The organism is Luteibacter sp. (genome assembly GCF_009912395.1).
Classification (GTDB): domain Bacteria; phylum Pseudomonadota; class Gammaproteobacteria; order Xanthomonadales; family Rhodanobacteraceae; genus Luteibacter.
In genome coordinates this window covers 77,551-102,691 of sequence record NZ_WNDO01000014.1, presented here as the reverse complement: position 1 = coordinate 102,691, position 25,141 = coordinate 77,551, and the positions used below count along the sequence as shown (strand labels likewise).

Here is a 25,141-nt window from a genome sequence, read left to right as displayed (position 1 = left end):
TCGTATCAGGCCACTCAGGGCTGGGGCGGATCCGAATCGATGACCTGGAGCTTCGGCCCGGTCGTCGATGGTTGCACGCTTTCGTCGGTGGCCAGCAGCACCGAGCCGGGGACGAGCAACGGCAGCAGCTTCTCCATGAACTCGCGCGGCACCGCCACGCGATCGACGAGCGCCTCGTCGACCACCTTGTTGGCCTCGTCGCCGTGGCCGGGAATGCCGATCGTGATCCAGTTCGGCATGCGCAGGCCGTCGCGTTTCGGCGAATCCGGCATGTAGCCCGCCGCCACGATGAAGGCATGCGTGCCCACCAGCGGGTCGGTGACCTCGATGCGACTGCGGCCAATCTCGATGCCGTTGCGGAACACGATCACGCGACCGTCGACCACGCTCAGCAACATGGAAATGGGACCGGTCGGCGACGCCTCGGGCTGCCAGCGGAACATCTCGCCATCACCCAACGGCGACGCTTTCAGATCGGCTCCGTTGCGCGGGTCGATGGGAATCACGGCACTGGGATGCACCACGGTCACCGGTGCCGCGCCTTCCTTCGCGACCACCACGGTCATGCCCATGTTGGTGGCATCGAACAGCAGGCGCGCGAACTCCGTGGGCATGTGCACGCAACCGTGCGACTCGGGAAAGCCCGGCAGGCCACCCGCGTGCAGCGCCACGCCATCCCAGGTCAGGCGTTGCTGGTACGGCATCGGTGCGTTGTCGTACTTCTTCGAATGGTGGTCCTTGTCCTTCTGCAGAATGGTGAACACACCCGTCGGCGTCTCGTAGCCCTTCTTGCCCGTGCTGACCGTGGTCACGCCGATGAGGATGCCGTTGCGGTAGGCGTAGGCACGCTGCTCGGTAAGGCTGACGATCACCGCCATCGGACCGGGCGAGGCACCACGACCGCCCCATATCCACTCACCGGGTTTCAGCGAGGTGGGCGGGGTTTCCGCCGGACTGGATTTCTTCGCTCCCCAGAACGGCACCGCCACCGATGCGGATGCGCACAGGGCCAGCGACAGGGTGAACGCGACGAACCGTCGAACCATGGATCACTTCCTCACAGATATCCGGATGAACCTGACCGTTCAGTGCTTCCGGCGCAGTCGCGCCTCGCCACTCAGGATGCCCAGCATCGTGCCACGCACGCCGGGAAGACGTCCCATCGGCCCGAACAAGGCATCGCGACCGGGGCCTAGCCAGGCATGGTCCGACTGGAACAAGGGGGTCAGCCAGCGGCTCATGAACTGGTAGGTGCGCACGTGCGCATGACGACCACGACGATACGCGCCAAGCGCCTTGTCGATGTCGTCGTGTGCCGCCAGCGCATCGGCAAGGGCCTCGGCGTCCAGCAGCGCCATGTTGACGCCCTGCCCCAACTGCGGGCTCATCGCGTGGGCAGCGTCGCCGATGACCACCAGGTGGCCGTGATGAGGGCGACGCAGCACCACGTCGCGATAGCGCGCCTTGTGCAGCTGATCGGCGCGCTCCAGCGACGCAAGATGGGGCGCCAGCTCGGGCCACAGCGCAACCGCCTCGCGCTTCATATCGTCCAGCGCCGCGTCGTCGAAACACTCGACACGATCGCCCGGCAGGCTGAAGAAGAAGGTGACCCAGCGTCCCTCGTGCCCCGGGCGCGTACCGACCGGCAGCATGCCGATCATCGTTCGCGTGCCCGCATAGCGTTGCAGGAGGTGCTCATGGGCATGCCAGTCGTCGACCCGCAGCAGGCACCAGACGGCGCCCCAGGGATACAGGGACTCGCGACGGACCTGTCCCTTGCAATGCGGGCGCAGCACGGAATGCGCACCATCCGCGACGACGACGAGGTCGAAGGGGCCATGGACGTGGCCTTCCTCGTCGTGGAGCGAGGACGTCGCCTCGTCGTGGGCCACGATGCGAATTCCCGTGCGAACCGTCGTCGCCCCGGCGTCCGCCGAGCGCAGCAATTCGAATAGCGCGCCCCGCGTCATGCCCAGGCCGAAGCAACCCGGACGCCGGTCCGCGTAACGCATGGCCATGACCGCCCGGCCGGACGGCGTGGTGCCATGCAGTTCGTCGATACGCTGGCCCAGGGCCAGTGCCTTTTCGGCAAGCGCCAGGCGATCGAGCACCGCCAGTCCGGTCGGCTGGAGCAGGAAACCCGCCCCCACCGGCCCCAGTACCGGACTTTTCTCGAATACCGTGACCTCGTGTCCCTGTCGCCCCAGCAGGATGGCGGCAGCCTGACCCGCCGTGCCGTAGCCTACGATCCCTACTCTCATCGATTCCTCCGTGTCGACGGGATGATAGCAACGCGGCGTTTGTCGAAAACGACACCGCCCGTTCGACGTCATCAGGTAACCGACACGCCACCGAGGCCACCGCGATGACCCTGAAGCTCTATGCCCATCCTTTCTCGTCGTACTGCCAGAAGGCGCTGACGGCGATCTACGAAAACGGCACGCCGTTCGAGTGGAAGATGCTTTCGCCGGAGCACCCCGACGTTTACGCCGAGTTCGCCGAACTTTGGCCCATCCGTCGATTCCCCGTGCTGGTCGACGGCCACCGCACGGTGACCGAGGCCAGCACGATCATCGAATACCTCCAGCTCTACCATCCCGGGCCGGCGCCGATGCTGCCGGAGGATCCCCGCGCCGCCCTGGAAGTGCGCGGCATGGACCGCTTCTTCGACAACTACATCTCCACGCCCCAGCAACGAATCGTCTTCGACGCGATACGCCCGGCGCACCAGCGCGATCCTCGCGGCGTCGAGGAATGCCGACAGATGCTGGATACCGCCTACGCGTGGCTCGACCGCCACATGGACGGACGCCAATGGGCCGCCGGCGACCGCTTCAGCCTTGCCGACTGCGGCGCCGCGCCGTTCCTGTTCTACGCGGACTGGACGCATGCCATCGACCCGCGCTTCGCGCAGGTGCATGCCTATCGCCGCCGCCTGCTCGCCCGCCCCTCGTTCGCCCGCGCCGTTGACGAGGCCCGGCCCTATCGCCCGCTGTTCCCGCTCGGCGCCCCCGACCGCGACTGACCCGAAGGAGACCGACATGAGCGCCCAATCCCTTGTTCCGGCCACGGAACTGGCCGCCCGCAACACCTATCGCATGCCCAACGAGAGCACTGCGTATCGCACCGCCCGCAACGCACTGCTCGCCGAGGAAATCGAACTGCGTCGCCACATCGAACGCGTGGCCGAACTGCGACGCGCGCTTCCGCCCGGCGGCGAGGCGCAGGGCGACTACCGTTTTACCGGCGCGCACGGTGCCACGGACCTTGCCGGCCTGTTCGGTGACAAGGACACCCTGGTGACCTACAGCTGGATGTACGGCCCGCAACGCGAACGCCCCTGCCCCATGTGCACCTCATTGCTGAGCGCCTGGGACGGTGAGGCGGCGGACATCGAACGCAATGTCGCGCTTGCCGTGATCTCGCGCTCGCCCTACGAGCGGATGCAGGCCTTCGCTCGCGAACGGGGCTGGCATCACCTGAAGCTCTACGGCGACACCCACGGAACCTTCAGCCGCGACTACCACGCCATCGCCAAGGACGGCAGCGACATCTCCGCGTTCAACGTCTTCACCCGGCGCGACGGCGTCATCCGCCTGTTCTGGGCCGGCGAGATGGGCGACGAGACCTCGGACCCGGGCCAGGATCCACGCGGCGCACCCGACCTGATGCCCCTGTGGACCGTGCTCGACTGCACGCCGGAAGGCCGCAAACCCACCTGGTATCCCAGCCTGGACTACAAGGACTGAGCAGAAGTCCAGCCTGGACAGAAAGTCTTGCGGCGACCATGATCGCCGGATGACCGATTTCCTCGCCGCCTTCGTTCCCGTCGCCGACGCCATCGCGGCGGTGCTCAAGCCACATGCCGAGGTTGTCATCCACGACCTCGGCACCGGCCGCATCCGGCATATCGCGAATCGGTTGTCGCGGCGCTCGCCCGGCGACGATTCGCTCAACGATATCGGCGACGTCACCGCACTGGACGACGCGGTGATCGGTCCGTACCCGAAGACCAACGCCGATGGACGCCCGATGAAATCGGTGACCGCCGTGCTACGCGACGGTCGCCGCAAGCCCGTGGGCATGCTCTGCATCAACATCGACGTGAGCATGTTCGAGGCGATGCATGCGTTATCGAAGGACTTCCTGCGATTCGCCGAGACCGCGCCGCGCCCCGCCGTACTGTTCCGCGAGGACTGGCGCGAGGAGATCAACGATCTCGTCGCGGCCTTCCTCGGCGAACAGGGCAGCAGCCTGGCCGCGCTGGACATCGCCCAGCGCGAATCGCTGGTGGCGCAGCTGGACGAACGCGGCCTGTTCGACATCCGGCACGCGGCGAACTACATCGCGCGCGTGCTTGGCGTATCGCGAGCGACGCTCTACAAGTCGCTGAAACGGGTGAGAGACCCCGCCCTGTAGGAGCGCGCTTGCGCGCGATCCTGCGAATGCGGGCCAGATTGCCGCTGCCGCGGATCGCGCGCAAGCGCGCTCCTACAAGGTTAGGCGGCGTCTTCCAGGACGAAATAGGCCATCTCGCGGCGCAGGATCTCCGCGCTCTCGCGCATTGCGCGGCTGGCAGCCGCCGCCTGCTCCACCATCGCCGCGTTTTCGCGCGTGGTCTCGTCGATACCGCGGATCGCCCCATTCACCCGAGCGATGCCGTCGTTCTGCCCACGCGTCGCCTCCATCACCGAGGAGACCAGCGTCGCGAGCGAGGTCACGCGCTCGCCGATACCCGTAAGCACCGCGCCGGCGCGATCCACCGAGGTCACGCCCGCCTGCACCGCCTCGTCGCTGGCGCCGATCAGGCCACGAATGTCACGCGCCGCCGTGGCGCTACGCTGCGACAGTTCGCGCACTTCCGATGCAACGACCGCGAAGCCACGCCCGTGTTCGCCCGCGCGCGCCGCTTCCACCGCGGCATTGAGCGCCAGCAGGTTGGTCTGGAAAGCGATCTGGTCGACCAGGTCGAGCACCTCGGTCATGCGCTCGGTACTACGCTGGATCTCCCGCATATTGCCGATCGCATCCATTGCCACGCGATGGCCTTCATCGGTCATCTCGCGCGCCTCGTGCACGGCGGAATGCGCGGCATTGGCGTGACCGAGGCCACCCGCGACCGCGCGGGCCATGTCTTCCATCGAGGCCGAGGTGTGCCGCAGGTGCTGGGCCTGGGTGCGCGTGCGGTCGTTCAGCGCATCGTTGCCGTGCGCGATGCCGCTGGCAGCATGGGCCACGTCGTCGGCACGATCGCGCACCTGGGTCACGACGTTGCCCAGCTGCGCGTCCATCTCGGCCAGCGACGCGAGCAGGCTGCCGATCTCATCCTCGCGGCCGATCTCGATGCGCGAACCGAGCGTGCCGCGCGCGATGGCCGCCGCCACCTCGGTGGCCTGGCGCAGGCGTTTGCCCAGCGAGCGGATGATGGCGATATCCATCGCGCTGGCGATGATGAGCGCGATGGCGAGCAGCACGGCGGATACCGCCGCGCCGCGCTGGATGTCGGCATGCTGTGCCTCGGCCTGCGCCTTGCCACCGGCGAGCGCCAGCGCGAACAGGTTGGAGAAGTCGGCCTTGAGCGGTATCACCGCCGACTGCACGTCGTTGGACAGTTGCAGCTGGGCGATGTCGAACTGCTCCGCCTTGAGCAAGGCCACTACGTCGTCGATGGCCTTGTCGGCGGCCTTGCGGTGTTCGACAGCGAGCGAGACGAGCTTCTGCTGCGTCTGTCCCAGGCCACTGGCTTCCAGCGACTTCCACTGCTTGTCGATATCGTGACGATCGGCGCCGATGGCGGTCACCGCATCATCGACGGCGGAAGGCAGGCGCATGAGGGTTGCATGCACCAACGCGTCGAGCAGGTCGTTGTAGTCGTTCTGGATATGGCCGACATCGGCCACGGGCGCCAGCGTGTCGCCGACGACGGATTGCAGGCGATCGTTCGCGGTGCGCAATTGCACGCCACCGACGATCCACAAGGCGAGGAGAAGAAGGATGGTACCGGCGAGGCGCAGGAGGAGGCGCGCGCGCAACGTCAACGTAGGCAACGGAAAGCGGGGAAGTCGCATGACGCACTCACGGGGGACGGGGATGCCTCCCTGTCGGCCGATGCCAAGGCAACTTTAGCGATTTTTGGCAAATTATACTTTTGTTTCAGTTACTTGAAATATCTATGACACGGCGTGGGACACCTGCCCGTCGTAATGCACTACGTGCAGGCCGATGCCGGAATGCTTGGCGACGCGCTTGGCCGACGCGGCGAGGCTCGCCACCGCTTCCGCATCGCGCGGGAACGCTTCGACGAAGCATGCGACACCCACCGCCACAGTGATAATGGGAAAGAAACGCTGGTGACCGTGACGATCTTCGCTGTCGATGCCACCACGCGCGCGGTCCGTATCGTCGAACAGGTTGCCGGCCATCGCGTTGAACCGCACGCGCATCTCGTCGCAGCGCGCAGTCCAGTCGCCGCCCTGAAACACCACCATGAAATCGTCACCACCGATATGGCCGACGAAGTCCGCGTCCTGGCGCAGGTCGCCGGTGAGTGTGCTGGCGAGCAGGCGGATCATCTCGTCGCCACGGAAGTAGCCGTACTGGTCATTGAAGGGCTTGAAGTTGTCGAGGTCGAAGTACGCCGCGGCGAACGGGCCGCCCGCCTGCAACAGGCGATCGATGTGCTCGGTGACCGGCAGGTTGCCGGGCAGGAAGGTCAGCGGGTTGGCATAGCGCGCGGCTTCGACGCGGATTTCGGTCACGCGGCGCACCAGTGCTTCGCCCGTGCCCAGGCCGAGGTAGCGGCCGGCGGAGGTGATGATGAAACCGTCGCTCAGGTAACGCTGGTCCTCGCCACGAAGAATGTCGGCCATGTTCTGCAAGGGCATCTGCTCGTCGCACAGCAGTGGGTCCGCATGCATGAAGGTGGTGCACGGCTTGCGGCCGAACAGCTCGCGCGCGAAGGGCTGCGCCATGCGTTCGGTGAACACGCGCCGGTTCACGATGCCCAGCGGCCGGCCGTCGTCGACGATCGCGACCGCGTGCAGGCGCGACTCGGTGGCAAACAGCTCGACGATGTCCTCGTTGAGTTGCGACGATGACAGGCAGGGCGCCTCGATCAGCATGTGACCCGCCGTGAAGCGGCTGCCCGAGACCGGTCCGCGCGGACGCGGCGGCACCGGCACGTGACCCAGCGACAGCGCCTCGACGACACGCGGCGAAGGCTTCAGCAAGGGCTCGGCACTCGGTCTGCCGATGAGGAAACCCTGTGCATAGGGAATGCCCAGCTCGCGAAGCATGAGCAGGTCCGCCTCTTCCTCCACGCCCTCGCCCACCAGTTCGGCGCCAAGGGTTTCGGCCACCGAACACAGCGCGCGCACGATGGCCAGGCGTTCCGCGCTCTGCGCGAGGCCGTTGATGAGGTAACGGTCGATCTTGACGATCTCCGGATGCACCTCGTTCCACATCTCGAAGTTCGAATGACCGTTACCGAAATCGTCGAGGGCGACGCGGATGCCCCGCGCACGCAGGAAACCCAGCGCATGGGCGAGTCGCGCCGGGTTATCGACGATGTCGCGCTCGGTGATCTCGATGGTGACGCGGCTGACATCGAGGCCGGGAACCGACAACGCCTCGATCACATCCTCGGGGCGCACGCTTTCCTGCACGAGGGCGTAGGCGCTGAGGTTCACCAGGAGGCGGCCCGCCAAAGCTCCCTCGACGAAGCGCTCGGCGATGCGACGCACCGCGGCAAGCTCGAAGACGCCAAGGCGCCCGCGGGCACGGGCCAGGTCCAAGAGGTCCGGCGGCGTGAGGTCGAACTGCGGCAGCGCCGAACGGATCAGGCCCTCATGGGCCACGACCTGTCCGGTGTCGATACGGATGACGGGCTGGAACACCGCGGTGAGCGATGTACCGGCCAGGGCCTGCTCGATCAACGACGGTTCTCGACCGCCGGTTGGGCTGTTCATGGGCATCGTCGTGGCACGGCCGGGGAACCGCCCCGTTAATCGGCCAATACGGCGAATGCTTTAGTAAAAACCCTTTGAAATCAATTATTTCTTATTTATTACACGCGCCGTGACGATCAGGCGTCAGCCAGCTCCAGCGCACTCAGGTTCCACCGCTCGAAGACGAAGCGACCCTCGCTCAGCGAAAGTGGCGTGTATGCGCAATTACCGTGGTGATAATTCGCCGTTACGCCATCACCGAGGGCGCCCAGCACCGCTCGCAGGCAATGGCCATGCGAGAGCGCCGCCACGCGGCGATAAGGCAGCGCCTTCGTGGCATCCAGCGCCGGCAACATGCGCGCCGCGACCTCGTGCAGGGTTTCGCCGCCGTTGGCGGCCATCGCCGGGTCGATGCCGCGCAGCACCGCGATCCAGCGGGGATCTTCGGCCATCGCATCGGCGACCGCGCGGCCTTCGAGGTCGCCGAAGGCGCGCTCCACGAGCCGGTCGTCCAGGCTGACCTCGCAGCCCACCACCGCCGCGGCGATTTCCGCCGTACGGCGGGCACGGGTCAGCGGCGAGCTGACGATGTGCTCCACGCCCAGGCTTGCCAGCCGACGCCCCAGGGCCTCTGCCTGCTCCAGCCCGGCGGCGGTCAGGGGGCTGTCCGCCCTGCCCTGGGCGCGGCCGGCGACGTTCCATTCCGTCTCGCCGTGGCGGGCGAGAATCAGCTGTTCGAGCATGGGGCGATCCTTGGGGGATATCCCCGCCATTGTAGCGGCGGGCGCTAACGGAGCTGGCTGTCCTTGCTGCCGCGGCGGTTGTAGCCGCTGAACGCGGCTTCCTCGCGATCCGCCGCCTCCTGGCAGGCCACGCACAGCCGCACGCCGGGAACGGCCTGGCGGCGCGCCTCGGGGATCGGCTTGTCGCATGCCTCGCAGTGCTCCAGGCCGGGACCCTGCGCCAGCCGGCTACGGACGCGCTTCACCGCGTCGTCCACGGTGGCGTCGATCTGGTCCTGTACGGCGGTGTCGCCCGCCCATCCGGTCGCCATGGGGCACCTCCCGGCTATCGTGGTCCCAAGCTACTGATTTATGGGCGGGCGCGCCGATTCAAAGGTCAGGTCGCGGCGGCCTTCAGTTTGGCGATATCGATCTTTTTCATGTGCATCAGCGCACCCATGGAGCCGGCGTTGCCGGCAAGCTTGGCGATATCGCCAGGTACAACCTGCCATGACAGGCCGTACTTGTCTTTCAGCCAGCCGCAAGCCTGCACGCTGGGATCGCCGCCTTGAGAGAGATGGTTCCAGTAATGGTCGATCTCGTTCTGGTCATGGCAATGCACCACCAGCGAGATGGCCTGGTTGAAGGTGAACACCGGGCCGCCGTTCAATGCGGTGACGGGTTGGCCGTCCAGTTCGAAGGACACCGTCATGGCCGAGCCTTCCGGACGCCCCGAGGCCTGAGCGGTCTCCTTCGTGTAGCGGGCTACCGCGAGGATGCGCGAGTTCGGAAAAATCGACGTGTAGAACGTGGCGGCCTCCTCGGCCTGCGTGTCGAACCAGAGGAACGGGGTGATACGCCGGAAAGCGGACATGCGGTTCTCCCAGGGCGAGCCACGGCGTGGCCCTTCATCTGACACGTCGAACGGCGACGGCCGATATCGACATCATGGCGCGACGGCCAGCTCCACGCAGAAATCGACGAAAGCCCGCACCTTGGGCGGTGCGTTGCGCCGCGACGGATAGAACGCGTACAGCGGGAACGTTTCCTCCGCCCAGTCCGGGAACAACTCGACCAGGCGCCCATCCGCCATGGCATCGCGCACGCTCAGCTCCAACACCTGCGCAATGCCCACGCCCGCCACGCACAACGCGTACATCGTGCCGGAATCGGTGGCCAGCACGGGGCCGGTAGTTTCCACCGGCACCACCTTGCCCTTGCGGTGGAATTCCCATTCGAACGGACGACGGGTCACCGGGTCGCGAAACTGGATGCAACTGTGATGGGCCAGCTCCTTGGGCGTGGCAGGCCTGCCGTGCGTCGCGAGATAGCCCGGCGTGGCCACAGTAAGCACGCGGGTCTCGACCAGCTTGCGACCGATCAGGGAGGACGATGGCGGCACACCGAAACGCACGGCCACGTCGATGCCATCGGAAATCAGGTCGCCCAGTTCGTCGCGGGTGACGATCTCCAGCTCAAGCTGGGGATACCGGTCGAGGAAGCCGCGCAGGCGCGGCGCCAGCACCTGGGCGGAGAACATCGGATCGACGCTGACCCGCAGACGCCCCCGCACGGCCTGCGCATCGCCGGCTGCCGAGAGCGCGGCGTCCTCGATACCGGACAGCAGCGGGCCCACCTGCGCATACAGCCGCTCGCCCTCGTCGGTGAGGGTCACGGAACGGGTGGTCCGGTGCAGCAGGCGCACACCAAGGCGGGCCTCCAACCGCCCTATGGCACGGCTGACGCCCGAAGGCGACAGACCCAGCGCATCGGCGGCACGGGCAAAGTTGCCCGTTTCGACCACGGAGACGAGGACGGTAAGGTTGCCGAGCAGTCGGCCGTCGGTGGGCATGATGGTGACTCGTGATCGTGAGTCACGAACGATCCGGACAAGCCGCCATGCCGTCAATAGACGAAATGGCGGCTCCGGTCTGGACCTGGCTCCAGCCGGGCCCCGGCTGCGCGGACCAAGTAGACTGACGGATCGTCATCCTCAGCCACGACCATGCTTGCCTCGCTACCCGCCGTCCTGCGCATTCCCCTCGTCTGCGTGCTGCTGCTCGCCAGCACCGTGCTGCACGTGGTGCCGCTGTTCGCCCTGACCGCCGTGCGCCTGCTGATCCCGCTGCCCTTCGTACGGCGCCTGTGCTCGGCCGCCCTGGTCGGCATCGCGGAAAGCTGGCTGGCCGTCAACAGCGGGATGTTCGGCGCCTTCACGCGGACGCACTGGACCGTGGAAGGTATCGAGGGCCTTCAACCGACTGAGAATTTTCTGGTGGTGTGCAACCACCAGAGCTGGGTGGACATCCCTACCCTGCAAAAGGTCTTCAACCGTCGCATCCCCTTCATGCGCTTCTTCCTGAAGAGCGAGCTGATCTGGGTGCCGCTGCTCGGACCGGCCTGGTGGGCGCTGGATTTCCCGTTCATGAAGCGCCATTCGCGCCAGCAGCTCGAAGCGCGTCCAGAGTTGCGCGGCAAGGATCGCGAAGCCACCCGCCGTGCCTGCGAGAAATTCCGCCAGGTGCCGGTGGCGATCATGAACTTCACCGAAGGTACCCGCTTCACCCAGGCCAAGCACGATGCGCAGAAGTCACCGTATCGCCACCTGCTTCGTCCCAAGGCCGGTGGCGTGGCCTTCGTGATCGACGCCATGGGTGACGCCATCCGCGACATCCTCGATGTGACCATCGTCTATCCCGATGGCCCCAGCACGACGATGGACATGATCGCCGGGCGCATCCGCGAAGTTCGCATCCACGCACGACGCCTGCCGATTCCCGCGCAGATGCGCGGCGATTATGACGCCGACCCGGCGTTCCGCGAACGCTTCCAGACCTGGATCAACCAGTTGTGGACCGAGAAGGACGCGCGGATCGCGGCGATGCTGGCGAAGTAGACGCCCCACCCGCTCCGAACACCTGCCCCGGCGTGACACCAAGCGCCTTGCGGAACATCGCGATGAAGTTGCTCGGCGACGCGTAACCCATCGCATCCGCCACGCGTGCCACCGGCTCGTCGTGCGCAAGCATGTCCATGGCGCGCAGCAGGCGGGCCTGCTCGCGCCATTGGGCGAAACCCAGGCCCGTCTCCTCCCGCATCGCCCGGCGTAACGAACGCGGCGACATCGCGGCGATAGCCGCCCACATGTCCAGCGTGCATGCCCTGCCCGGCTCGTCCAGGATCGCCTGCGCAACCCGCAGCAGGCGCGAGTCGCTGGGCATCGGCAAGTGCAGCGACTCCAGTGGCGCACGAACGATCTCGTCGAAGATGACCCTGGCGATACGTTCCTGCATCGACGACAACCCGTCGTCTTTCGACCAGGTGGCGGCTCGTTGTGCAAGCACGCGCAGGACATCGCCGACACCGATCACACACGGTTCGGCAGGCAGGTCTGCGCAGGCGTCGGGGGCCACCAGCGCGGTCCATCCGCTCAAGGCTCCCGAGACCTTCACGCGATGCGACTCTCCCGGTGGAATCCATCCTGCACGATGTGGCGGTAGCACCCAGGCGCCGCGTTCGGTCCACACATGGATCAGCCCTGTCTCGACGCACAGCAGCTGGCCACGGCGATGGCTGTGCCAGTCGTAGTCGCGCGTGCCCAGGCGATATTCGTTGGTCGGCGATGCGTCACCGGCCAGGACAATCAACGAGGGGCCATCGACTCGCTCACTGTGATCGGTCACCGACATACGGGCACCCTGGCCGTTATCCAATAGTTTTCGTCCGCACGCCAATACCGTCCCGCGATGTCGACATGTCACCGTGGACTGCCTTGTTTCAGGAGTCCTGACCATGGACGACACATTCCACATCACGATCATCGGTGCCGGCCTGGGTGGCCTGTGCCTCGCCCAGTCGTTACGACACGCGGGCATTCGCTTCGACGTCTTCGAGCGGGATGACGCACTCGACCAACGCGCGCAAGGATATCGCATCAGGATCGACGCGGCGGGACAGCATGCGCTGTCACGCGCGTGGACGCCTGAGATGGACAGCATCTTCCATCTGGCGGTATCCCAGGCGACGCCAAACGCACGCTTCCTGGATACGAACCTCGTGCCCGTCAACGCGCAGGCGCCGGACAGCTGGCAGGAGGATGGCGGTCCGCACGATGTCAGCATCCACAGGCAGACCCTGCGCGAACTGCTGATGACCGGCATCGAGGATCGCGTGCACTTCGGACAGGCGTTCGAACATTACGAGTCCATCGACGACGATCGGCTGCGCGTAGCATTGGGCAACGAAACGTCGATCGAGACGGATGTACTTGTCGGCGCGGATGGCGTGAACTCCCGCGTGCGCGCCCAGCTCGCGCCCATGGCGGCACCGACGACGACGGGCGCGGTCTGCATCTACGGCAAGACGACGCCTTCATCTCGGGCCGGGCTGCCCGAAGGCACGCACGTCATCCTCGCCGACGGCTGCGCGGCGATCCTGGAAGACATGCGCTTCAGAAGCGACCTGCCATCCATCGCGCAAGGGCACGGCTGCAGGCTCTCGCATGTGGACGACTACCTGTACTGGGCCCTCGTGGGCACGCGCTGGCGACTCGGCTTGCCGGATGACCTGTCCGTCGACGCACGACCGTTCCTGGCTCGGATCGCGATGACATGGCATCCGACGTTGCGAGACGCCCTGTGCGACGGTGATGGCACAGGGATCGCGATGCTACCCATCCGCTTGGGGCGACCGGACGTTGCGTGGCCACGCGGTCGCGTCACCTTGCTGGGCGATGCGATACACGCAATGAGCCCGGCAGGAGGACGCGGCGCGAATACAGCGCTGGAAGATGCCGCTTCGCTTGCGGCGGCGTTGGCACGCACGTCGGGATGCCGTGATCTATCCAGCGCGCTTGAAAGTTACGACACCGCGATGCGGGCAAGAGGCCACGAGGCCATCGCGGTGTCGCAGGCCGGCACGGAGCGACTGTCCGGCGTGTAGCAGGCGTCGATCAATGCGCCTTCTTTTCGCTAGCCAGTTTCTCGTCGAGTCGTTTCGCACCTGCGGCTGCATAGCTCTTGCAGGTTTCGCCTTCGCCCTGTTCCGGATGCGGGGTGATGAGCAGGTCGCAGGGAAGGGCGGCGACGCGCTCGAAGGTCTTGCGATAAGCCGACACAAACGCGGGATGCGCGCTGTAGCGATAGCTGTCCGACGAAAAGGCGAACAGGCTGTCGACAAAGGCGATGTCCTTGCAGCTGGCACCTTCGCAGGAGCGCCACGTCCACGCCGTGCCGCCCGGCGTATGTCCGGGCGTGATATGCGCGGTCAGGCGCAAGGGACCTACGCTGACGACGGTGCCGTCCACGATGTCGCCACGGGCTTTCAGCGCCGTATAGGCCGCCGCTTCGCCAAACTGCGGGTCGTCCGGATCACGGCCGCCCAGCAGCATGGCTTTCGCGGTAGCGGCCGTGGTGCGCACCGGCGCACCCGTGTCCTTCGCCAGCTTCGCGATGCCACCTGCATGATCGAAGTGAGGATGACTGTTGAGGATCAGCCGGATGTCTTCCGGCTTGAAGCCGAGTGTGCGGATGTTCGCCTCGACCTGCGCGGCGATCGCGTCATTCATCGGAACATCGATCAGCACATGGCCTTGCGGCGAGGTCACCAGGATCGATGAAAGACCCTTGGTGCCCACGTAGTACGTATTGGCGAAGATCGCATGCGGCGCGACCGGCTGCGTCCACTCCGGATGATCGTCGGCGAGGGCGGGCAGGGCGGCGCAAGCCGCGAGAGCGAGCAGGAGTCGACGCATTTCGATGGTTCCCATGAGCGATGGCGAACCGCAGGATAATGCGCCCAATGGGCGGCAACGAGCCTGACTTATGGCCTGCCGCGGGCAGGGCGACGTTGCCGCGCACGCCAGAACAGGAAGCCCGTCACCAGCAGGAAGCCGGGCAGCAGGCCGGTGATGCAGGCCACGATGCGCCAGGCGAGGCCGCCGACGGCGGCGGAATGGATCGGGAACAGCGTGTTGGCAAGTCGACCGCCCGGTCCCAGCTTTGTCGCATCCTCGCCACCGACCACCGTCGCAGTGGCCGGATCGATCCAGACCGAACTGCGGCCGATCGGGTTCCATTCGCCCACGCGGCGGATACGCATCACCAGCGTGCCGTTGTCCTTGCCGGGCAAGGTCAGGCGGGTGAGTGCGGCGTCGGGTGCCACGGCCTGCGCGGCGGCAAGGATCGCGGGCCAGTCGATGCCCTTGGCGACGGGCAGCTTCGGCGGCTTCGGACGTGCCGGTTCGTGGAAGGCCGCCGCGAGACCGTCGCGGACGGCGCCGCGATAGGCCATCGTGACGCCGGTACCCAGCGCGACGATCAACAGCGGCAGGGCGGCGACGCCCACGAAACGATGGAAGCTCGCCCAGCGCAGCACCGGCGGCTGCGTATGCGGCTTCAGGTGGCGCAGCGCGCGCTGGCGGCCGGGCCAATAGAGCCAGACACCCGAGAACAGCATGAACAGGCCGGTGATGGAGACGATGCCCAGCACGGTCTCGCCAATCTCACCGCTCAACAGCTTGGTGTGCCATTCCTTGAGCATCAGCAGGACATCGCCCGCCTGCACACGATGCAGCAGCAGGTCGCCCGTGCTCGCATCGAAGTAGAAATGATCGCCGTTACGCGCTTGGCCGTCCCATACAGGCAGCTCCGCCGACGGAGCGGCCACGGTGCGCAGGCCCTTGCCTTCCGGCGAGTGCAGCAGGGTCGCCAGGGCGTGGCCCTGGGTCGCGAGGTCGGGCAGGGGACGCGCCACGAGATCGTGGTGCGCGGCTTCGAACAGGGGATCTTCGAAGACCAGCACGCTACCCGAGAGCGTCACCAGCGCCAGCAACAAGCCGAGCGTGAGACCCAGCCACAGGTGCAGGGTCTTCAGCGCGGAACGGAAGCGGCGCGGTGACGGGGCCATCAGAAGTCCACCGACGCCTGCACGAAGTACGTGCGCGGCTGGCCGACGTAGATGCCGTCGTTGTTATCGGTCGATCGCGTGAAATAGCGCTTGTCGGTGAGGTTCTTCACGCCCACGCCCAGACGCAGGTTGGAGAACGACGGACCGAAGGCGTATTCGGCGCGCGCGTTCCAGGTGGTCCAGCCCGGGATGTCGCCGAGGTCGCCATCGGGCGTCGGTACGGTCTGGTACACGCTGGGGCGCGTCGGGTCGAAGCTGGGCGAACCCGGCGAATGCTGCTTCGACTGCGCGAACGCGTCGAGGTTGAAGGTCCACTGCGCGATGCCGTAGCGCAGGCCCAGGTTGGCCGTGCGACGCGAATAGAACGGCAGGTCGCGGCCGGTGAACGAGCCGTGCTTGTAGAAGGCGTGCGTATAGGTCGCGGTGCCCCACAGCGTCAGGCCGTCGAGGGCGTCGTTGAATGCGCCGAGGTCCACGTGTCCGGCCGTCTCCACGCCCTTGTGCGTGGTGGCGCCAAGCGAGGTCCAGCCATCGTGCGAGTCCGGCTGGTTGGGCAGCTTGCCCACGAGCTGGAGCTCATGGTCGAAGTTGATCCGGAACACCGACACCTCGCCGCCCCAGGCCTTGGTGTCGTAGCGCGAGCCGATCTCGTAGGTGCGCGCCGTCTCCGGCTTCAGGCCCGACGCGAACTGGTTGGTCGAATCCTTCTGGCCGATCTGGAAGTACTGCAGCGCGCCGAACGAGGTTTCCGCGTTGGCGTACAGCTTGAGCGCGTCGCTGACGTGGTAGATCACGTTGAGCGAGGGCAGGGGCTTGGAGTAGTCCTCGCGACGCTGAGTCGGGCCCTTCACCACCACCGTGCTGCTCGGATGCGCTTCCCACTGGCTGCGGATGCGCTCGTAGCGGATGCCCGGCGTGATCGTCCAGTTGCCGGCATTGATGGTGTCGTCGATGTACAGCGCGTGCGCCTCGTTGCTGCCGGTGTTGTTGCCGGAGAGCACGTAGGGGCCGTCGTACGGATTGCTGTCGTACGGCGTGTACCACAGGCGCGAGTTGTACTTGTTGTTGCGCAACGTCTGCTCGTGCATCGCTTCGTTCGTGTAGCGATAGCCGACACCGATCTCGTGCGTGACCTGGCCCCAGTCGAACAGCTGCGAATAGCGCGGCTCGATGGCGAAGGTGTGGTAGTTGCGCGGATAGGCGTTGAGCTGGTGCGTCCACGTGCCGTTGGGATTGGCCGTGATCGTCTCGATGTGGCTGCCGCGGAAGCTGTCGGTGTAATAGGTCTGCACCTCGAAGCTACGGCGATCGTCCACATGGCTGTACTTCAGCACGTAGTCGGTGCGACGGCCGTGGAAGTCGTCGAACGGACGGCGCGACTGGAACGGGTCGGCGTCGTAGTCGGCCTGCGTGAGGCCACCGGGCATGCCCGCCTGGCCGTCGTAATGGTGGATGCTCGCGCTGAGCGTGTCCTCGCTGCTGAAGGCGTACTTCGCCTTGAGCATCACGTCATCGATGCTTTCGTTGTCCTCGTGCTCGCGGAAGCCCGGGCCATGCACGCCGTTGTAGAGCAGGGCAACGCCGAGGCCGTTCTGCGTGGTGCCGCCGAGGAACAGGTTGCTGTTGGTGCGGATCCCGCCCTTTTCGCTGCCCTGGAACTGCACGCCCGTGCTGCCGCCGAAGGTCTCGGGGATGTCGCGGGTGACGAAGTTGATGATGCCGCCGACGTTCTGCGGCCCGTAACGCACGGAACCGCCGCCGCGCACCACGTCCACCGCCTGCAGGTTGCCCAGGCCGACCGGTGCCATCGACACCTGCGGCTGGCCGTACGGCACCACGGCGAGGGGCACGCCGTCGAGCAGGATGGTGGAGCGGGGCGACAGGCGCGAGGTGAGGCCGCGCACGCCGACATTCAGCGAGACATCGCTGCCGCCCGTGCCGTTGCTTTCCTGCACCTGCACGCCGGGAATGCGGCGCAGGGCGTCGCGCAGATTGATCGCACCGGCCTCGCGCAGTTCCTCGCGGCGCACGACCGTGCGTGCGCCCGGATGGTTCTGCACCGCGTTGGTCGCCGCCTCGCCCAGCCAGTTGCCCACCACCTTGACGCCTTCCAGCTCGGCCGGGGGAGGCGTGGGAACATCCTCGGCCAGGACCGGGTGCGCGGTGAGGGCGCCGACGATGGCGACGGCGAGAAGGGCTGGGCGGAACGACATCGAGGCGGCCTGGCACAAAGCGAAAGGCCGCCATCGTAAGTGCGAATGATTATCAGATCAAATCCGTCATCCTTGCGGACGCAACCAAATCAGGTCGGCCAGGCGTTATGGAGGATGCACTGGCAGAAATCCGTGCGATGGAAATGCGGCTCCTTGTACGCCATCACGTCGGCCTTGACGTTGCCGAACGTCGTTTCCGGCTTGCGGCGCACGCCCTCGTAGAAGGCGTCGATAATGCCTTGCTTGAAGGCCGGCCCACGCGGGTGGGCCTCGGCCACCGATTCCCGATCTGCCGTGGACACAGTACCGAAGCCTAGGCCCAGCACGTCCATTTCCACGCCCGCGGTCACCAGGGCGATCTCGGGCTTCATGTACTGAGGAATGCCGGGGGTGGTGTGCAAGGCGATCGAAGCCCAGACGATGTCGATCTGGGCTTCGTCGATACCGCGCGAACGCAGGAAGTCCCGTGCGGCGTTGGCGCCATCCACCTCGAAACGGTCGGAGGCGCTCGCATGGGCCGCCATCAGGCCCATGTCGTGGAACATGGCGCCGGCATAAAGCAGTTCGGCGTCGTAGGCGAGGCCCCGGGCGTTGCCACTGAGCGCCCCGAACAGGAACACCCGTCGGGAATGGTGGTAGAGAAGGTCGGTTTCGGTATCGCGCACGAGCTGGGTGATGTCGCGTGCGAGGGCGCTGTCGGGGATGGCGATGCCGGCGATGGCGGTCATGGCGAGGGTCCGGTGGAGGATGGACCACCATTGCAGCGCGGAAGGCGCACGTCATGATTTGACGCAATGCATCCATTCCTGCCATCTTGCGCGCCATGCAGACACCGCTACCCATCGTCATTCTTGCCCCGCCCGGCGTCCAGATGCTGGACGTGTCCGGGCCGGCGGACGTGTTCGCCGAGGCCAACCGGCAGACGGGGCGCGATGTCTATCGCGTGGTCACTGTGGGCACGGCGCCCCTGGCCGTCGCCGCCTCCTCGGGTATCCGCTTCCTGCCCGACCGCAGCGTGCTGGAAGAGATCGAGCGCTTGGATACTCTGCTGGTGGCCGGCTCCCCCGACCTGCCGGGAGCGTCCTCGGAGCCGCACGTGATCGACTGGATGCGCCGCCATGCCGGGCGTGCCCGTCGGCATGGCTCCATCTGCAGCGGCGCCTTACTGTTCGCCCGCACGGGCCTCCTCGACGGGCGCAGGGTAACCACCCACTGGAAGGTCGCCGAACTGCTCGCCCAGCGGCATCCCTCGCTACAGGTGGAGGCCGATGCCTTCGTAGTGCGCGATGGGGCGGTCTGCACGGCGGCCGGGGTCACGGCAGGCATGGACCTGGCCCTGGCGTTGGTCGAAGAGGATCTCGGACGCGAGGTCGCCATGGCGGTCGCCGCCGAACTGGTGGTCTTCTATCGGCGGCCGGGCGGGCAATTGCAGTTCAGTCGGCACGGCGACGCCGCGCCGGCCGGCCGTGGCGCCCTCCAGGAATTGCAGCGCTATGTGGCCGCCCATCCCGGCGAAGATCATTCGGTCGCCAACATGGCGGCCCGGGTCGGCATGAGTCCCCGGCATTTCGCCCGCGTGTTCGGCCACGAGACGGGCATGACGCCCGCCGAGTTCGTGGAGTCGATGCGGGTGGAGGCGGCGAGGCGCTGGCTGGAAGAGGGGCACGAGACGCCCAAGCGGGTCGCCGCGCGCTGCGGCTATGCCGATGCCAATGGCCTGCGCCGCGCCTTCGTACGCCGACTTGGCGTCACCCCGGCGGAGTACCGCAAGCGCCACGCCCACGCACGCTAGGGGCGTCAGAGGCCGATGATGCCCCGGCGCAGCGCGATGGCGACGGCATGCGTGCGATCGTTGGCCTGCAGCTTGGCGAGGATGCTCTTCATGTGCGCCTTCACCGTTTCCTCGGCGATTCCCAGCGCCACCGCGACGTCGCGATTGGCCTCGCCCATGGCGACGCGCGTGAGCACCTGGGTCTCGCGCGGGGTCAGCTCGTCGTCGGCCGCGTATTCCGCCATCTCGTTGGCGATTTCTTCCGGCACGCGGCGCTTGCCCTCCATGATCTGGTGGATCGTCGCCAGCATGTCCTTGCGCAGTTCGCTCTTGAGCAGATACCCCTGTGCGCCGGCACGAAACGCCTTCATCGCCTGCACGTCGCCGCGGTAGGTCGTGAGCACGAGGATGCGGGCATCGGGGAATTCGCCGCGGATCTTCTCGATGGCGGCGATGCCACCCATGCCGGGCATCTGCAGGTCCATCAGCGTGAGGTCGGGACGCACCTGCCGGTACCGCTCGATCGCCTCTTCGCCCGTGCTCGCCTCGGCGACCAGTTCCAGCCCGGGCTGTCCTTCGATCACCGCCGCGATGCCTTCGCGCAGCAGGGGATGATCGTCGACGGTCATGATGCGGATGGATGCCATGGCGCCTTGGCCGGGGGAGGGTGCGCGGAGTATCGCGCAAAGGGTGACCCGCAAATATATGTTGCCTCGTATCCCATGACACGCCATCCACCCGACAATTGCGACGATGCGCACAATGAACGCCTCCCGTAGCAAGAAAGCGCAAGGCAGGCCCGCAATGGGCAGGATATGTTGCGGCATCGGTGGCTGGATCCACGAACCGTGGCGCGGCACGTTCTATCCACCGGGCCTCGTGCAGCGACGGGAACTGGAATACGCGAGCAACGCGCTGCGAAGCCTTGAAATCAACGGTACCTACTACCGATCGCCTGCCGTGGACACCTGGCGCGACTGGGCGGCGCAGACGCCCGAAGGCTTCGTGTTCTCGGTGAAGGCACCCCGGACCATCGTCCAGGCTCGCGCACTCGCGGCCACGGGGGAGCGCGTCGAACGCTTCCTCCAGGGCGCTACCGCGCTGGGCGATCGCCTTGGCCCGATCCTCTGGCAGTTTCTGCCGACACGCCGCTTCGACCCCGACGACATCGCCGCTTTCCTCGACCTTTTGCCGGAAACGTTCGATGGGCTGGCCTTGCGCCATGCCGTGGAGGTCCGCCACGAGAGCTTCCTGGACCCGCGCTGGTGCGAACTGGCCCGGGCACGTGGCGTCGCCACGGTGTTCACCGACTCGCTGGAGCATCCCTCGCTCGCCGACCTGACCGGCCCCTTCGTCTACGCCCGGCTGATGCGCAGCCAGGCGGACGAGGCCCACGGCTACCCCGACGCGGCGCTGGATACCTGGGCCACACGAGTCCGTACATGGGCGGCGGGAGACGATCCCGCCGACCTGCCGCACGTGGGTGCGACGACGCCCGGCATGGTGCCGCGCGACGTCTTCGTGTATTTCATCTCCGCGGCCAAGGAACGCAATCCCGCGGCCGCTGTCGCATTGGACAGTCGCCTCCATCGCGACGCCTGACCTGTTCCTCCCTCACGGACACCCCATGGATCGACTTATCCAGAACGCCCTCATCGACCTGTTCGCCGACCACGCCATCGGCCTCGAGCCCGACGAAGACTGGCTGCTTACCGAAGGCGACGACTTCCCGGCCGTGCGCGGCATCTGGCACGAAGGCAAGGACGGTGGCATGGGCCGCCTCGACCTCGACATCGTGCTCGACGAGGAACGCACCATCGAGGAGAGCTTCGGCGGCGTCGGCGGCGGCAAGGCCGGCTGCCGCGATGCGCTGAACAATTTCGCGCGTAACGATTTCCACGTGGTGCTCGCCGCGTGCTGGCATGCGGTGAACAAGGAAAAACTCGCCGTGCGCGAGCTGACCGCCGGCGCGCATCGTTTCACCGTCTACGTGGGCGACTTCACGCTGCGTGGCGACGAAGGCACCGAGCTGGAAATCCCCGAAGACGCGTTATCCGCGCTGGAGGCGGCCATCGCCACCGCGCCGCTCACCGCGGACGTGCACTGGATCCGCGTGTTCTACGGCAATACGGGTGACGGCAAGAACCAGGTCGAGGTGTTGCTCGACAACGAACCCTGGGCCGCGGGACACAAGGCCATCGCCTCGGTCGAATGGCCGCAGCGCGAGCGCTATTACAGCCTGCGCAATTTCATCGCGCTGGTGCCGGTGGACTGACGCACGGTTGAATCGCGGATGCGATCCGCTCCCACCCCGTTGGTAGCAAGCTCTCTACGGAAGGGGTGGGAGCGGATCGCATCCGCGATAAGGCATGTCATTAAGCGATGGCGCCGCCGCCATCCACCAGGATCGTGGAGCCCGTGGTAAACGGCGTCGCCGCCGCGTAGAGAATCGCATTGGCGACATCCTCCGCCTCGCCCACGCGTTTGGCCGGCACCTTGTCGGCGACCGCCGCGAACATCGCGTCGCGCTTGCCTTCGTCCATGCCGTGCCACAACGGCGTGCGAATCATGCCGGGCGACACCGCGTTGACGCGCACCGGCGAGAACTCCAGCGCCATGCCGCGCACCAGGCTTTCCAGCGCGGCGTTGATCGCCCCCTGCAACACGGCGCCGCCACTGGGGCGCACCGACAGAAAGCCGCTCACCAGCGTGAGCGAACCGCCGTCGTGGATACGCGCCGCACGGGCCACGCGATAGGCGCCCCAGAACTTGCTCTCCATCGCAGCGTAGGCATCGTCGAGCGCCAGCTGCCGCACCGGACCCGACGGTGTCTGCGCCGCCGACACCACGACGTGGTGCCACGTATGCGCGGAAAACAGCGCTTCCACGGCGACCGGATCGGCCGTGTCCAGCACCACCGCGCGGGCGTCGTGGCCGATGTCCTTCACGGCGGCGTCGAGCTTGCCCGGGGAACGCGAGGCGATGGTCACGCGGGTGCCCGCCGCCGCGAAGGCGCGGGCCGTGGCCAGCCCGATGCCGGAACTGCCGCCGACGACGAGCACATCCTGGTCATGGAACGAAAACATGGGCGTATCTCCTGATGAATAAGGTCGGCCGGCACTATGATCCTTGCGTATTCGGGAACAAACTGCCTTCCAGCGGAAAGACTCTTGCCAGACATTTAAGAATGATCGACAACCTCCTCGAACTGACGGTCTTCGCCCGTATCGCCGCCACGGGCAGCCTATCCGCTGCGGCACGCGACCTCGACCTGTCGCTGGCCGTGGTCAGCAAGCGGCTTTCCGCGCTGGAAGGGCGCCTTGGCGTGCGGCTGATCCAGCGCACCACGCGACGACTGTCGTTGACCGACGAAGGCCATACCTTCCATGCGCGATGCGTTCGCATCCTCGCCGAGGTACAGGAAGCCGAGGCCGCCCTGTCGCGCAGCCGCGACGAGGTGACGGGCGTGCTGCGCGTGACGGCGACACGCGGCTTCGGACGCCGCTGGATCGCACCGCTGGCGGTGGCGTTCCGCGAGGTGCATCCCGAGGTGAGCGTGCACCTCAACCTCAACGACGCGCTGGTGGATATCGTGGACGAAGGCATGGACCTCGCGATCCGCTTCGGCATGTTGTCCGACTCCTCGCTCATCGCGCGACCGCTCGCACCGAACTTCCGCGTGCTGTGCGCCGCGCCGTCCTATCTCGCGCGCAAGGGCATGCCGAGGCATCCGGCCGACCTGGCCGCGCACGACTGCATCGTGTTCGGCCCGCATCCGGGTCGCGACTGGGAGTTCCAGCGCGATGGCGAATCGAGCGCGGTGCGCGTCAAGGCGGCTTACCAGACCAACGATGGCGAGGCCGCGCACACCTTCGCGGTGGCCGGCGGTGGCATCGTGCAGAAGTCGATCTGGGACATCGGCGACGACCTGGGCGCCGGACGGCTCGTGCGCATCCTGCCGGAGTTCACCGTACCGGCCGCACCCTTGCAGGCGGTGTACGCGAATGCGCAGCACCTCGCACCACGCGTGCGTCGCTTCGTCGACTTCTGTTCCGAGCGCCTGCGCGATGCGTGGCGCTGGGGCGAGTGAGCGAGGCGCTCAGTCGGAATCGCGATAGGCTGGCCAGTCTTCCGGCCGCATGATCTCGAACAAGCCATCGCGACGCGTACGGCGAGCCAGGCGAAGCACTTCGGCATCGCGCGAGAACAGGATCGTCGCACCCGAGGCCGCAGCGATCTCCAGGAACTTCTGGTCGTCCTTGTCGCGACACCGCGGCGGACGCCTCACCGATGACATGTCCGGCAACACACGGAGCAGGGCGTCGAAACGCGCGGCGGCGGCATCGCGTCGCGCGTCGTCCAGCTTCAACGTCGGATACCCCAGCACCGCGAGCCATTCCTCGCGACAGTCGGCATGGGTCACCGCCTCGATCTCGCCGCTCTCGATCGCCGCGACGAGGATCGCGGCGCGTGGATCGGCGAAGACGAAGGCGTCCAGGCAGACGTTGGTGTCGAGGACGACGCGCGGTGGCATCAGGCGGCGACGCCTGCCAGTCGTTCGCGCTGTTCGGCGACGATGGAATACGAACGCTTGCGCGCCTCGTGATCGAACACCTGCGCCGTGATGATCAGTTCGTCGGCCTGCGTGCGTTCGATGAACTGGGCGAGACCGTCGCGCACGCTGTCGCCCGAGCCGACGATCGCGCACGACAAGGCATGATCCACCTGCGCCTTTTCCATCGGCGTCCAGACGCCTTCCATGCTGTGCACGGGCGGCGGCAACTGGCCGGGTGCCCCGCGACGCAGGTTCCAGAACGCCTGTTGCTGCGAGGTAAACAGATGGCGCGCGTCCTCGTCGGTATCGGCGGCCACTACGTTGATGCCGAGCGCGGCATACGGTTTCTGCAACACGTCGGAAGGACGGAACATGGTGCGGTAGACATGCAGCGCCTGCATCATCAGGTCGGGCGCGAAGTGCGAGGCGAAGGCGAAGGGCAGGCCAAGGTGGGTGGCGAGTTGCGCACTGAACAGGCTCGACCCCAGTAGCCAGATCGGCACCTGGGTGTCCATGCCGGGCACGGCCCGCACGGTCTGTCCCGGCTGCAGTGGACCAAGGTAGCGCTGCAACTCCAACACATCATCGGGGAACCGATCGTCGCTCGGACCCATCGCGCGACGCAGCGCGCGTGCCGTGCCCTGGTCGGTGCCCGGCGCGCGGCCCAGGCCGAGGTCGATGCGTCCCGGATACAACGAGGCGAGGGTGCCGAACTGTTCGGCGATTACCAGCGGCGCATGGTTGGGCAGCATGATGCCGCCCGAACCGACACGGATCATCTTCGTCGCCTCGGCCACGTAGCCGATCACCACCGAGGTCGCCGCGCTGGCAATGCCCGTCATGTTGTGATGTTCGGCGAGCCAGTAGCGGTGGAAGCCCAGGGCTTCGGCGTGGATGGCGAGATCGCGCGTGTTGCGCAGGGCGTCGCCCGGCGTGGCGCCACGCACCACGGGGGACAGGTCGAGCACGGAGAACGGAATCATCCGGTAGTCACCTCGAAGGGGGAGGCGGCAGGCCGCCAATGCGTC

Annotated in this window: 26 protein-coding genes; 9 read left to right on the top strand and 17 right to left on the bottom strand. The window is 66.6% G+C overall.

Annotation, left to right across the window (positions count from 1 at the left end; genetic code table 11):
- Positions 1 to 14: 14 nt before the first annotated feature.
- Positions 15 to 1,046, bottom strand: a complete 1,032-nt coding sequence (locus GAK28_RS13840) for a L,D-transpeptidase (protein ID WP_291780111.1) — start codon at positions 1,044 to 1,046, stop codon at positions 15 to 17.
- Between the two features lie 39 nt (positions 1,047 to 1,085).
- Entirely contained in the window at positions 1,086 to 2,261 is a 1,176-nt protein-coding gene (locus GAK28_RS13835) for an NAD(P)/FAD-dependent oxidoreductase (protein WP_291780108.1), read from the bottom strand.
- 104 nt (positions 2,262 to 2,365) lie between these two features.
- On the opposite strand from GAK28_RS13835, the gene GAK28_RS13830 reads away from it, so the two are divergent.
- From GAK28_RS13830 to GAK28_RS13820, 3 genes are read left to right on the top strand one after another with little or no spacing between them, the layout of a single operon-like run.
- Positions 2,366 to 3,025 carry a glutathione S-transferase family protein gene (locus GAK28_RS13830; protein ID WP_291780105.1) on the top strand — a complete coding sequence of 220 codons (660 nt, stop codon included), beginning with the start codon at positions 2,366 to 2,368 and terminating at the stop codon, positions 3,023 to 3,025.
- 16 nt (positions 3,026 to 3,041) lie between these two features.
- Positions 3,042 to 3,749: a DUF899 family protein gene (locus GAK28_RS13825; RefSeq protein WP_291780102.1), complete on the top strand. Its 708-nt coding sequence runs from the start codon at positions 3,042 to 3,044 to the stop codon at positions 3,747 to 3,749.
- A gap of 49 nt (positions 3,750 to 3,798) precedes the next feature.
- A complete protein-coding gene (locus GAK28_RS13820) occupies positions 3,799 to 4,419 on the top strand; it encodes a PAS domain-containing protein (RefSeq protein ID WP_291780099.1) in 621 nt (206 codons plus the stop codon).
- A gap of 80 nt (positions 4,420 to 4,499) precedes the next feature.
- Here GAK28_RS13820 and GAK28_RS13815 read toward each other — a convergent pair whose 3' ends face one another.
- From GAK28_RS13815 to GAK28_RS13790, 6 genes are all read right to left on the bottom strand, one after another.
- Positions 4,500 to 6,068 carry a methyl-accepting chemotaxis protein gene (locus GAK28_RS13815; protein WP_291780096.1) on the bottom strand — a complete coding sequence of 523 codons (1,569 nt, stop codon included), beginning with the start codon at positions 6,066 to 6,068 and terminating at the stop codon, positions 4,500 to 4,502.
- A gap of 102 nt (positions 6,069 to 6,170) precedes the next feature.
- Positions 6,171 to 7,967 carry a GGDEF domain-containing protein gene (locus tag GAK28_RS13810; RefSeq protein ID WP_291780093.1) on the bottom strand — a complete coding sequence of 599 codons (1,797 nt, stop codon included), beginning with the start codon at positions 7,965 to 7,967 and terminating at the stop codon, positions 6,171 to 6,173.
- Positions 7,968 to 8,083: 116 nt separating this feature from the next.
- Positions 8,084 to 8,689, bottom strand: coding sequence for a histidine phosphatase family protein (locus tag GAK28_RS13805; protein WP_291780091.1), 606 nt, complete (start codon positions 8,687 to 8,689; stop codon positions 8,084 to 8,086).
- A gap of 44 nt (positions 8,690 to 8,733) precedes the next feature.
- Entirely contained in the window at positions 8,734 to 9,000 is a 267-nt protein-coding gene (locus GAK28_RS13800) for a DksA/TraR family C4-type zinc finger protein (RefSeq protein WP_291780088.1), read from the bottom strand.
- A gap of 65 nt (positions 9,001 to 9,065) precedes the next feature.
- On the bottom strand, positions 9,066 to 9,542 hold the full coding sequence (locus tag GAK28_RS13795) for a VOC family protein (RefSeq protein ID WP_291780086.1): 477 nt from the start codon (positions 9,540 to 9,542) through the stop codon (positions 9,066 to 9,068).
- Between the two features lie 72 nt (positions 9,543 to 9,614).
- Positions 9,615 to 10,520, bottom strand: a complete 906-nt coding sequence (locus tag GAK28_RS13790) for a LysR family transcriptional regulator (protein WP_291780084.1) — start codon at positions 10,518 to 10,520, stop codon at positions 9,615 to 9,617.
- 153 nt (positions 10,521 to 10,673) lie between these two features.
- On the opposite strand from GAK28_RS13790, the gene GAK28_RS13785 reads away from it, so the two are divergent.
- Entirely contained in the window at positions 10,674 to 11,564 is an 891-nt protein-coding gene (locus GAK28_RS13785; protein WP_291780082.1) for an acyltransferase, read from the top strand.
- Here the strand turns inward: GAK28_RS13785 and GAK28_RS13780 are convergent.
- Entirely contained in the window at positions 11,509 to 12,357 is an 849-nt protein-coding gene (locus GAK28_RS13780; protein WP_291780080.1) for a helix-turn-helix transcriptional regulator, read from the bottom strand. The two genes, GAK28_RS13785 and GAK28_RS13780, sit on opposite strands and share 56 nt — an antisense overlap.
- A 103-nt stretch (positions 12,358 to 12,460) precedes the next feature.
- Between GAK28_RS13780 and GAK28_RS13775 the strand changes: the two genes are divergently transcribed.
- The gene (locus GAK28_RS13775; RefSeq protein WP_291780077.1) at positions 12,461 to 13,609 is read left to right on the top strand and encodes an NAD(P)/FAD-dependent oxidoreductase; all 1,149 of its coding nucleotides are present in this window, start codon (positions 12,461 to 12,463) and stop codon (positions 13,607 to 13,609) included.
- 10 nt (positions 13,610 to 13,619) lie between these two features.
- On the opposite strand, the gene bla is transcribed toward GAK28_RS13775, so the two are convergent.
- The 4 genes from bla to GAK28_RS13755 all read right to left on the bottom strand — a co-directional run bounded on the left by bla (position 13,620) and on the right by GAK28_RS13755 (position 18,515).
- Positions 13,620 to 14,420 carry a subclass B3 metallo-beta-lactamase gene (gene bla / locus GAK28_RS13770; protein ID WP_291780074.1) on the bottom strand — a complete coding sequence of 267 codons (801 nt, stop codon included), beginning with the start codon at positions 14,418 to 14,420 and terminating at the stop codon, positions 13,620 to 13,622.
- Positions 14,421 to 14,488: 68 nt separating this feature from the next.
- Positions 14,489 to 15,574, bottom strand: a complete 1,086-nt coding sequence (locus GAK28_RS13765; protein WP_291780071.1) for a PepSY-associated TM helix domain-containing protein — start codon at positions 15,572 to 15,574, stop codon at positions 14,489 to 14,491.
- Positions 15,574 to 17,787, bottom strand: a complete 2,214-nt coding sequence (locus GAK28_RS13760; RefSeq protein WP_291780068.1) for a TonB-dependent siderophore receptor — start codon at positions 17,785 to 17,787, stop codon at positions 15,574 to 15,576. Before GAK28_RS13760 ends, GAK28_RS13765 begins: the two co-directional genes overlap by 1 nt.
- An 89-nt stretch (positions 17,788 to 17,876) precedes the next feature.
- Positions 17,877 to 18,515, bottom strand: coding sequence for an HD domain-containing protein (locus GAK28_RS13755; protein WP_291780066.1), 639 nt, complete (start codon positions 18,513 to 18,515; stop codon positions 17,877 to 17,879).
- 95 nt (positions 18,516 to 18,610) lie between these two features.
- Here GAK28_RS13755 and GAK28_RS13750 point away from each other — a divergent pair, with 95 nt between their 5' ends.
- A complete protein-coding gene (locus GAK28_RS13750; RefSeq protein ID WP_291780063.1) occupies positions 18,611 to 19,579 on the top strand; it encodes a helix-turn-helix domain-containing protein in 969 nt (322 codons plus the stop codon).
- Positions 19,580 to 19,584: 5 nt separating this feature from the next.
- Here the strand turns inward: GAK28_RS13750 and GAK28_RS13745 are convergent, their stop codons facing one another.
- Positions 19,585 to 20,205: a response regulator transcription factor gene (locus GAK28_RS13745; RefSeq protein ID WP_291780059.1), complete on the bottom strand. Its 621-nt coding sequence runs from the start codon at positions 20,203 to 20,205 to the stop codon at positions 19,585 to 19,587.
- Between the two features lie 157 nt (positions 20,206 to 20,362).
- Here GAK28_RS13745 and GAK28_RS13740 point away from each other — a divergent pair, with 157 nt between their 5' ends.
- Positions 20,363 to 21,160 carry a DUF72 domain-containing protein gene (locus GAK28_RS13740; protein ID WP_291780056.1) on the top strand — a complete coding sequence of 266 codons (798 nt, stop codon included), beginning with the start codon at positions 20,363 to 20,365 and terminating at the stop codon, positions 21,158 to 21,160.
- Positions 21,161 to 21,185: 25 nt separating this feature from the next.
- Positions 21,186 to 21,833: a DUF6348 family protein gene (locus tag GAK28_RS13735; RefSeq protein ID WP_291780052.1), complete on the top strand. Its 648-nt coding sequence runs from the start codon at positions 21,186 to 21,188 to the stop codon at positions 21,831 to 21,833.
- Positions 21,834 to 21,933: 100 nt separating this feature from the next.
- Here the strand turns inward: GAK28_RS13735 and GAK28_RS13730 are convergent, their stop codons facing one another.
- Positions 21,934 to 22,644, bottom strand: coding sequence for an SDR family oxidoreductase (locus GAK28_RS13730; protein ID WP_291780049.1), 711 nt, complete (start codon positions 22,642 to 22,644; stop codon positions 21,934 to 21,936).
- Between the two features lie 101 nt (positions 22,645 to 22,745).
- On the opposite strand from GAK28_RS13730, the gene GAK28_RS13725 reads away from it, so the two are divergent.
- Positions 22,746 to 23,648, top strand: a complete 903-nt coding sequence (locus GAK28_RS13725; protein WP_291780046.1) for a LysR family transcriptional regulator — start codon at positions 22,746 to 22,748, stop codon at positions 23,646 to 23,648.
- A gap of 9 nt (positions 23,649 to 23,657) precedes the next feature.
- Here GAK28_RS13725 and GAK28_RS13720 read toward each other — a convergent pair whose 3' ends face one another.
- Complete coding sequence (locus GAK28_RS13720; RefSeq protein ID WP_291780043.1) at positions 23,658 to 24,092, bottom strand: putative toxin-antitoxin system toxin component, PIN family; 435 nt, start codon at positions 24,090 to 24,092, stop codon at positions 23,658 to 23,660.
- Entirely contained in the window at positions 24,092 to 25,096 is a 1,005-nt protein-coding gene (locus tag GAK28_RS13715) for an LLM class flavin-dependent oxidoreductase (protein ID WP_291780041.1), read from the bottom strand. Before GAK28_RS13715 ends, GAK28_RS13720 begins: the two co-directional genes overlap by 1 nt.
- Positions 25,097 to 25,141: the final 45 nt, after the last annotated feature.

Excerpts from the sequence above, each read along its gene's own strand:
- GAK28_RS13785 (WP_291780082.1), top strand. The coding sequence starts at position 10,674 with ATGCTTGCCTCGCTACCCGCCGTCCTGCGCATTCCCCTCGTCTGCGTG.
- GAK28_RS13835 (WP_291780108.1), bottom strand. The coding sequence starts at position 2,261 with ATGAGAGTAGGGATCGTAGGCTACGGCACGGCGGGTCAGGCTGCCGCC.
- bla (WP_291780074.1), bottom strand. The coding sequence starts at position 14,420 with ATGCGTCGACTCCTGCTCGCTCTCGCGGCTTGCGCCGCCCTGCCCGCC.
- GAK28_RS13750 (WP_291780063.1), top strand. The coding sequence starts at position 18,611 with ATGCAGACACCGCTACCCATCGTCATTCTTGCCCCGCCCGGCGTCCAG.
- GAK28_RS13780 (WP_291780080.1), bottom strand. The coding sequence starts at position 12,357 with ATGTCGGTGACCGATCACAGTGAGCGAGTCGATGGCCCCTCGTTGATT.
- GAK28_RS13760 (WP_291780068.1), bottom strand. The coding sequence starts at position 17,787 with ATGTCGTTCCGCCCAGCCCTTCTCGCCGTCGCCATCGTCGGCGCCCTC.
- GAK28_RS13765 (WP_291780071.1), bottom strand. The coding sequence starts at position 15,574 with ATGGCCCCGTCACCGCGCCGCTTCCGTTCCGCGCTGAAGACCCTGCAC.
- GAK28_RS13735 (WP_291780052.1), top strand. The coding sequence starts at position 21,186 with ATGGATCGACTTATCCAGAACGCCCTCATCGACCTGTTCGCCGACCAC.
- GAK28_RS13790 (WP_291780084.1), bottom strand. The coding sequence starts at position 10,520 with ATGCCCACCGACGGCCGACTGCTCGGCAACCTTACCGTCCTCGTCTCC.
- GAK28_RS13825 (WP_291780102.1), top strand. The coding sequence starts at position 3,042 with ATGAGCGCCCAATCCCTTGTTCCGGCCACGGAACTGGCCGCCCGCAAC.
- GAK28_RS13745 (WP_291780059.1), bottom strand. The coding sequence starts at position 20,205 with ATGGCATCCATCCGCATCATGACCGTCGACGATCATCCCCTGCTGCGC.
- GAK28_RS13805 (WP_291780091.1), bottom strand. The coding sequence starts at position 8,689 with ATGCTCGAACAGCTGATTCTCGCCCGCCACGGCGAGACGGAATGGAAC.
- GAK28_RS13800 (WP_291780088.1), bottom strand. The coding sequence starts at position 9,000 with ATGGCGACCGGATGGGCGGGCGACACCGCCGTACAGGACCAGATCGAC.
- GAK28_RS13715 (WP_291780041.1), bottom strand. The coding sequence starts at position 25,096 with ATGATTCCGTTCTCCGTGCTCGACCTGTCCCCCGTGGTGCGTGGCGCC.
- GAK28_RS13730 (WP_291780049.1), bottom strand. The coding sequence starts at position 22,644 with ATGTTTTCGTTCCATGACCAGGATGTGCTCGTCGTCGGCGGCAGTTCC.
- GAK28_RS13775 (WP_291780077.1), top strand. The coding sequence starts at position 12,461 with ATGGACGACACATTCCACATCACGATCATCGGTGCCGGCCTGGGTGGC.
- GAK28_RS13840 (WP_291780111.1), bottom strand. The coding sequence starts at position 1,046 with ATGGTTCGACGGTTCGTCGCGTTCACCCTGTCGCTGGCCCTGTGCGCA.
- GAK28_RS13755 (WP_291780066.1), bottom strand. The coding sequence starts at position 18,515 with ATGACCGCCATCGCCGGCATCGCCATCCCCGACAGCGCCCTCGCACGC.
- GAK28_RS13725 (WP_291780046.1), top strand. The coding sequence starts at position 22,746 with ATGATCGACAACCTCCTCGAACTGACGGTCTTCGCCCGTATCGCCGCC.
- GAK28_RS13740 (WP_291780056.1), top strand. The coding sequence starts at position 20,363 with ATGGGCAGGATATGTTGCGGCATCGGTGGCTGGATCCACGAACCGTGG.
- GAK28_RS13810 (WP_291780093.1), bottom strand. The coding sequence starts at position 7,967 with ATGAACAGCCCAACCGGCGGTCGAGAACCGTCGTTGATCGAGCAGGCC.
- GAK28_RS13795 (WP_291780086.1), bottom strand. The coding sequence starts at position 9,542 with ATGTCCGCTTTCCGGCGTATCACCCCGTTCCTCTGGTTCGACACGCAG.
- GAK28_RS13815 (WP_291780096.1), bottom strand. The coding sequence starts at position 6,068 with ATGCGACTTCCCCGCTTTCCGTTGCCTACGTTGACGTTGCGCGCGCGC.
- GAK28_RS13830 (WP_291780105.1), top strand. The coding sequence starts at position 2,366 with ATGACCCTGAAGCTCTATGCCCATCCTTTCTCGTCGTACTGCCAGAAG.
- GAK28_RS13720 (WP_291780043.1), bottom strand. The coding sequence starts at position 24,092 with ATGCCACCGCGCGTCGTCCTCGACACCAACGTCTGCCTGGACGCCTTC.
- GAK28_RS13820 (WP_291780099.1), top strand. The coding sequence starts at position 3,799 with ATGACCGATTTCCTCGCCGCCTTCGTTCCCGTCGCCGACGCCATCGCG.